The sequence below is a fragment of the uncultured Pluralibacter sp. genome, from assembly GCF_913775985.1.
GTDB lineage: Bacteria > Pseudomonadota > Gammaproteobacteria > Enterobacterales > Enterobacteriaceae > Pluralibacter.
Window position 1 is genome coordinate 1 of sequence record NZ_CAJYMB010000042.1, and the last position, 7,725, is coordinate 7,725.

Below are 7,725 nucleotides of genomic sequence, written 5' to 3' on the forward strand. Positions count from 1 at the left end.
GCCCACCACGCAAAGGAGATTTTCTGATGGCCGACATTCTGCTGCTCGATAACATCGACTCATTTACCTGGAACCTGGTCGATCAGCTGCGCGCCAGCGGCCACAGCGTGGTTATCTACCGCAATCATGTTCCGGCACAGACCTTAATTGAGCGTCTGGAAACCATGGACAATCCGGTGCTGATGCTCTCTCCGGGCCCAGGCGCGCCGTCCGAAGCCGGCTGCATGCCTGAGCTGCTGACCCGCCTGCGCGGTAAGCTGCCGATTATCGGGATCTGCCTCGGTCACCAGGCGATTGTTGAAGCCTACGGCGGCTACGTGGGCCAGGCCGGCGAGATCCTGCACGGCAAAGCCTCCAGCATTGAACACGATAATCAGGGCATGTTCGCCAGATTGCCTAATCCGCTGCCGGTGGCCCGCTACCATTCGCTGGTGGGCAGCAACATCCCGGCGGGCCTCACCGTTAATGCCAGCTTCAACGGCATGGTGATGGCGGTGCGCCACGACGCGGATCGGGTCGTCGGCTTCCAGTTCCATCCGGAATCAATTCTGACCAGCAACGGCGCGCGCCTGCTTGAGCAAACCCTGGAATGGGCGCTGAAAAAACTGGAACCGGCAAACACGCTGCAGCCGGTGCTGGAAAAACTTTACCAGGCCCAAACCATCACCCGTCAGGAGAGCCACCAGCTCTTCTCCGCCGTGGTGCGCGGTGAAGTGAAGCCTGAACAACTGGCCGCGGCGCTGGTCAGTATGAAAGTGCGCGGCGAGCAGCCGGAAGAGATTGCCGGCGCGGCCACCGCCCTGCTGGAAAACGCGGCCCCCTTCCCGCGCCCGGATTACACCTTCGCGGATATTGTCGGCACCGGCGGCGACGGCAGCAACAGCATCAATATCTCCACCGCCAGCGCCTTTGTGGCCGCCGCCTGCGGTCTGAAAGTGGCTAAGCACGGCAACCGCAGCGTATCCAGCAAGTCGGGCTCGTCGGATCTGCTGGCGGCGTTCGGTATTAATCTGGATATGAACGCGGAGAAATCCCGCGAGGCGCTGGACGAGCTCGGCGTCTGCTTCCTGTTCGCGCCGAAATACCACACCGGTTTCCGCCACGCCATGCCAGTACGCCAGCAGCTGAAAACCCGCACCCTGTTTAACGTACTCGGGCCGTTGATTAACCCGGCGCATCCGCCGCTGGCGCTGATCGGCGTTTACAGCCCCGAGCTGGTGCTGCCGATCGCAGAAACCCTCAAGGTGCTGGGCTACCAGCGCGCGGCGGTGGTGCACAGCGGCGGCATGGACGAAGTGTCGCTGCACGCCACCACGGTAGTTGCAGAGCTGCGCGACGGTGAAATTCTCAATTATCAACTCACCGCCGACGACTTTGGCCTGACGCCTTATCGCCAGGAGCAGCTGGCGGGCGGCACGCCGGAAGAAAACCGTGACATTCTGAGCCGCTTACTTCAGGGTAAAGGTGAGGCCGCCCACGAGGCCGCCGTCGCCGCTAACGTCGCGATGCTGATGCGCCTGCACGGGCACGAAGATTTGAAAGCGAACGCCCGCAAGGTGCTGGACGTTCTGCGCAGCGGTGCGGCCTACGACCGCGTTACCGCCCTGGCAGCAAGAGGATAGTAAAGATGGAAACCGTTTTAGCCAAAATCGTTGCCGATAAACGCGTCTGGGTTGAGGCTCGCAAGGCGCAGCAGCCGCTGGCCAGCTTCCAGAACGAGGTTGAGCCGAGCCAGCGCCACTTCTACGACGCCCTGCGCGGCGCCCGCACCGCCTTTATTCTGGAGTGCAAGAAGGCGTCACCTTCGAAAGGTGTTATCCGCGACGATTTCGATCCGGCGCGCATTGCCGGCGTCTACAAGCACTATGCCTCGGCAATTTCCGTGCTGACCGACGAGAAATACTTTCAGGGCAGCTTCGACTTTCTGCCGATTGTCAGCGGCATTGCGACGCAGCCAATCCTGTGCAAAGACTTTATTGTCGATCCTTACCAGATTTATCTGGCGCGCCGCTATCAGGCGGACGCCTGCCTGCTGATGCTTTCGGTGCTGAACGATGATGAATACCGCCAGCTCGCCGCCGTGGCCCACAGCCTGAGCATGGGCGTGCTGACCGAAGTCAGTAATGAAGCGGAGCTGGAGCGCGCTATTGCGCTGGAAGCGAAAGTGGTCGGCATCAACAACCGCGATCTGCGCGACCTCTCTATTGATCTTGACCGCACCCGCCAGCTTGCCCCGCGCCTGGGCGCAGGGGTTACGGTTATCAGCGAGTCCGGCATTAATACCTACGGACAGGTGCGCGAGCTAAGTCACTTCGCCAACGGCTTCCTGATTGGCTCAGCGCTGATGGAACACGACGACCTTGGCGCGGCGGTGCGCCGGGTGCTGCTGGGCGAGAACAAAGTCTGCGGCCTGACCCGCCCCCGGGACGCGCTGGCGGCTTATGAAGCTGGAGCAGTCTACGGCGGATTGATTTTTGTGCCGGAGTCCCCGCGCTGCGTTGATGAGGCGCAGGCCCGTAAAGTGATGAGCGCCGCCCCGCTGGACTACGTTGGGGTGTTCCGCAACGCGCCCGCAGCCGACGTCGCCGCGACGGCGAAAGCCCTGGGGCTCGCTGCCGTCCAGCTGCACGGCAGCGAAGATCAGCACTACATTGACGGCCTGCGCGCGGCGCTGCCGGCATCGGTTCAAATCTGGAAAGCGCTCAGCGTGCAGCAGTCGCTGCCGGCGCGCGACCTGAACCACGTGGATAAATATCTGCTGGATAACGCCCAGGGCGGCAGCGGCGAGCGCTTTGACTGGTCGCTGCTTGAGGGCCAGAAGCTCGACAACGTGCTGCTGGCCGGCGGCCTCGGCCCCGATAATTGCGTCACAGCGGCGAAAAGCGGCTGTGCCGGACTCGATTTTAACTCAGGCGTAGAGTCGCAGCCGGGCATCAAAGATGCCGGGAAGCTGGCCTCCGTATTCCAGACGCTGCGCGCATATTAAGGATAAGAGATGAATACATTACTGAACCCCTACTTTGGCGAATTTGGCGGCATGTACGTGCCGCAGATCCTGATGCCGGCCCTGCGCCAGCTGGAAGAAGCGTTCGTCAGCGCTCAAAAAGATCCTGATTTTCAGGCCGAGTTCACCGACCTGCTGAAAAACTACGCAGGGCGCCCGACCGCGCTCACCCTGTGCCGCAACCTGACCGCCGGCACCAAAACTAAACTCTATCTCAAGCGTGAAGACCTGCTGCACGGCGGCGCACACAAAACCAACCAGGTGCTGGGCCAGGCGCTGCTGGCAAAACGCATGGGTAAAACCGAGATCATCGCCGAAACCGGCGCCGGTCAGCACGGCGTAGCGTCGGCGCTGGCTTGCTCGCTGCTCGGGCTTAAGTGTCGGGTGTACATGGGCGCCAAAGATGCCGCCCGCCAGTCGCCAAACGTGTTCCGCATGCGCCTGATGGGCGCGGAAGTTATCGAAGTGCACAGCGGCTCAGCCACCCTGAAAGACGCCTGCAACGAGGCACTGCGCGACTGGTCCGGCAGCTATGAGAAGTCCCACTATATGCTCGGCACCGCCGCGGGCCCGCATCCATTCCCGACGATCGTGCGCGAATTCCAGCGCATGATCGGCGAAGAGACCAAAGCGCAGATTCTGGAAAGAGAAGGTCGCCTGCCAGACGCAGTGCTGGCCTGTGTCGGCGGCGGTTCGAACGCCATCGGCATGTTCGCCGACTTTATTGATGAATCCGCAGTACAGCTGATCGGCATCGAGCCGGGCGGTCACGGTATCGAAACCGGCGAGCACGGCGCGCCGCTGAAGCACGGCCGCGTTGGCATCTATTTCGGCATGAAGTCGCCGATGATGCAGACCGACGAGGGCCAGATTGAGGAGTCCTACTCCGTCTCTGCCGGGCTTGATTTCCCGTCGGTCGGGCCGCAGCATGCCTATCTCAACAGCATCGGGCGCGCCGACTATGTGTCGATCACCGATGACGAGGCGCTGGACGCGTTCAAGGAACTCAGCCGCCACGAAGGGATCATCCCGGCGCTGGAATCCTCACACGCCCTGGCCCACGCGCTGAAAATGATGCGCGAAAATCCGGAAAAAGAGCAGCTGCTGGTGGTTAACCTCTCCGGCCGCGGCGATAAAGACATTTTCACCGTTCATGACATTCTGAAAGCGCGAGGGGAAATCTGATGGAACGCTACGACAATCTGTTTGCAGAGCTGAAAAATCGCCGGGAAGGCGCCTTTGTTCCTTTCGTCACGCTGGGAGATCCGAATCCGGGCCAGTCGCTGAAAATCATTGATACGCTGATTGAAGCCGGTGCCGACGCGCTGGAGCTGGGGATCCCGTTTTCCGATCCGCTGGCGGACGGCCCGACCATTCAGGGGGCGACCCTGCGCGCGTTTGCCGCCGGTGTTACCCCGACCCAGTGCTTTGAGATGCTGGCGACGATTCGCCAGAAGCACCCGACGATCCCCATTGGCCTGCTGATGTACGCCAACCTGGTGTTTAACCGCGGCATTGATAACTTCTACGCCGAGTGCGCCCGCGCGGGCGTGGACTCGGTGCTGGTTGCCGACGTGCCGGTGGAGGAGTCGGCGGAGTTTCGCCAGGCCGCCCTGCGCCACGGCGTAGCGCCGATTTTTATCTGCCCGCCGAACGCCGACGACGCACTGCTGCGCCAGATAGCCTCTTACGGCCGCGGCTATACCTACCTGCTCTCCCGCGCCGGAGTGACCGGGGCGGAGAACCGCGCCGCTCTGCCGTTGCACCACCTGGTGGAGAAGCTGGCGGAATACCGCGCCGCGCCGCCGCTGCAAGGTTTCGGTATCTCCTCTCCGGATCAGGTCACCGCTGCGCTGGATGCGGGCGCTGCGGGCGCCATCTCCGGCTCAGCCACAGTGAAAATCATTGAAAACAACGTCAATGACTATCCGGCGATGCTCAGCCAGCTGAAAGCTTTTGCAGAAAGCATGAAGGCCGCCACCCGCCGCTAGTCCTTTCTCAGCCGTCCGGCGCCCTGCCGGACGGCTGTTTTCCTGTCCGCCCCCCGGCCAAAAATACATAGCCAAAAATCGACTTCGCTTTCCCGTTTTTTCTCTAAGGATAAATGGCTATAAGCCATAGCCCTTCATTGTTAGACAGCCGACCGCGCTGGCTTTTATCTTCCCTGCTAACGTGTAACTTGCTGAATTATCATTTGATGAGGGAACGATGTTGTCCAGATTATTGCCGGGTATTAAAAATGGGTCGCGCGGAATGTCCCGCGCGGGCGCGGCGCTGCTTCTCGGGAGCGCCCTGCTTCTTCCCGCGCTGGCGGGCGCGGATGAGATACTTAAAGAGGGAGTGACGCCTGCGGCAGATCCCAGCCAGGTCCCGGCGGCGGCGAAGCTGCGCCGGGACACGGTGATCGCAGGCATCACGGAGCCGCAGGGGATTTTCAACCCGTACTTCTTCAGCAACGGCTGGGACGAAAATGTCACCAATGTTATTTTCTCTCGCCTTATTGACTGGGACAGCCGCGGCAATCTGGTACCCGGTCTGGCAGAGAGCTGGAGCATCAGTCCGGATGGCAAAACCTACACCATTAAACTGCGCCCGCACCTCACTTTTAGCGACGGTTCGCCGCTCACCGCGCAGGATATGGCATTTACGCTCACCGTACAGCTGGATCCAAAATACGACGGCCCTTACGACCTCTCGCTGGTCCATATTGCCGGTGGCGAAGACTATAAAGCAGGCAAAGCTGACAGCGTCAGCGGCATTAAGGTACTGGATCCGCTCACGCTTCAGGTCACCACAACCCAGCCCGGCGCCACGACCCTTGCCAGCATCGGCGGCCCGGTGCTGTCGAAGGCCTGGTACGGCAAAGGATACCGGCGCGGCGAGCTGGACTATCTGCGCAGTCTGAACGGCAAACCGCTCGGCAACGGCCCTTACGTCTACGAGAAATACATTCCGGGTCAGGAGATCCGCTTTCACGCCAACCCGCACTTTTATCGCGGCGTGCCGCCCACACCGCGCTTTATCTACCGCATTACCAATCCGGCCACCAATTTCCAGCTGTTCCAGACCGGAGAAACCGACTACGACGGTTTTACCTCCCGGCCGGATGATATCGAGCAGCTGAAAATGCTCGGTTTCGCCAATATCAACCTGTACGGTTCCAGCGACTACAGCCAGATCCAGTTCAATCTGCGCCGCCCGGCGCTGCAGGACGTGAACGTTCGCGAAGCGCTGATCTACGGCCTGGACCGCCAGAAGATTATCGACGTGGTCTATCAGGGCTACGGTAAAGTGGCGAACGTGCCTATCGCCCCTATCTCCTGGGCTTACAACACCCAGGGGGTAAATCCCTTCGCCTACAATCCTGACAAAGCGCGCCAACTGCTGGACGCCGCGGGATGGAAACCGGGCGCGGACGGTATTCGCGTTAAAGACGGCAAGCGCCTTGAACTGACGCTGCTGGCCACCAAAAAAGTGCTTAACGACGCGCTGATCCCGATTGCCAAAGAGAACTGGAAGCAGATTGGCGTGCAGCTCAATCCTCAGGTGCTGGATTTCAACGCCCTGCTGGCCCTGCGCCATGCCGGCAACTACGATTTGGCAACCTTCAGCACCAGCACGCTCAACGATCCCCACGACGGCGTGTGGAACTTCTACACCACCCAGGCCAGGGATACCGGCTACAGCAATCCGCAGGTGGATGCGTTGATTAATGAGGGCAACGCCACCCTCGATGTTGAAAAGCGCAAGGCCATCTACCTGAAGCTTTACCAGCTGCTGGCAACCGATCCGCCGGTGATCCTGCTCGGCTATCGCGAGGTCCTGACCGCCAGCAGCGCACGGGTTAAAGGGTTCAGGCCCGATATTTATAACGGACTCACCGGCAGCCTGCCGGATGTCACCATCGTCAAATAACGCGGCAGGTGATTTCCCATGAGCCATTTCATTCTCCGGCGCCTGCTGCAGACGCTGCCGATGCTGCTGTTTGCCTCGCTGCTGATTTTTATGCTGTTCGCCAAAACGCCGGGCGATTTTATCGACGGCAATATTACGCTCACCCCCGCCAGAGCCGCGGAGTTGAAAGCGATTTACGGCCTCGATCAGCCGCTGCTGACCCGCTATCTGCACTGGCTCAACCAGCTGCTGCACGGTAACGCCGGCTTTTCGCTGCAGTATCAGATACCGGTCAGCCAGCTGCTGAATCAGTACATCTGGAACTCGTTTCTGCTGGCGAGCGTGTCGCTGGTGTTTTACTGGGGCATCGGGCTGGCGGTCGGCGTGGTTTCGGCGCTGAAGGCCGGTTCGCTGTTCGATCATCTGGTGAGCGCGGCGGTATTTGCCGCCATGTCCTTCCCCACCTTTTTCCTCTGCCTGCTGCTGATTAAGTGGTTTGCGGTGGATCTGCACTGGCTGCCGGTGGGCGGCATGACCCGCATCGGCAGCGACGAGCGCGGATGGGCGTGGGTTGTGGAGGTGGCCGCGCACCTTGTACTGCCGGTGCTGGCCCTGGTGATGCTCCAGGCCGGTAGCCTGACGCGCTACGTGCGCGCCAGCATGCTGGATGTTATCAGAATGGACTTTATCCGCACCGCTCGTGCCAAAGGGCTGCGCGAGCGCAGCGTGATCCTCAAGCACGCCCTGCGCAACGCGCTGCTGCCGATCATTACCCTGCTCGGCTTTGAGCTGCCGGGGCTCTTTTCCGGCGCCATCATTACCGAAAA

The 7,725-nt window shown here is 60.8% G+C and carries 6 protein-coding genes; all 6 read left to right on the top strand.

The window, feature by feature from the left end; translation table 11 throughout:
• Nucleotides 1–26 precede the first annotated feature (26 nt).
• Entirely contained in the window at nt 27–1,622 is a 1,596-nt protein-coding gene (trpD, locus tag QZ766_RS05445; RefSeq protein WP_297198407.1) for a bifunctional anthranilate synthase glutamate amidotransferase component TrpG/anthranilate phosphoribosyltransferase TrpD, read from the top strand.
• Between the two features lie 5 nt (nt 1,623–1,627).
• Entirely contained in the window at nt 1,628–2,986 is a 1,359-nt protein-coding gene (gene trpCF, locus QZ766_RS05450; protein WP_297198399.1) for a bifunctional indole-3-glycerol-phosphate synthase TrpC/phosphoribosylanthranilate isomerase TrpF, read from the top strand.
• A gap of 9 nt (nt 2,987–2,995) precedes the next feature.
• Nucleotides 2,996–4,189 (top strand): tryptophan synthase subunit beta, encoded by a 1,194-nt coding sequence (gene trpB, locus QZ766_RS05455; protein WP_297198401.1) that lies wholly within the window; start codon nt 2,996–2,998, stop codon nt 4,187–4,189.
• Nucleotides 4,189–4,995: a tryptophan synthase subunit alpha gene (trpA, locus tag QZ766_RS05460; RefSeq protein WP_297198403.1), complete on the top strand. Its 807-nt coding sequence runs from the start codon at nt 4,189–4,191 to the stop codon at nt 4,993–4,995. The genes trpB and trpA overlap by 1 nt, the downstream gene beginning before the upstream one ends.
• 262 nt (nt 4,996–5,257) lie before the next feature.
• The gene (locus QZ766_RS05465; RefSeq protein ID WP_297198409.1) at nt 5,258–6,919 is read left to right on the top strand and encodes an ABC transporter substrate-binding protein; all 1,662 of its coding nucleotides are present in this window, start codon (nt 5,258–5,260) and stop codon (nt 6,917–6,919) included.
• Nucleotides 6,920–6,937: 18 nt separating this feature from the next.
• The coding region (locus QZ766_RS05470) for an ABC transporter permease (RefSeq protein ID WP_297198405.1) at nt 6,938–7,725 on the top strand (788 nt) is incomplete at its 3' end.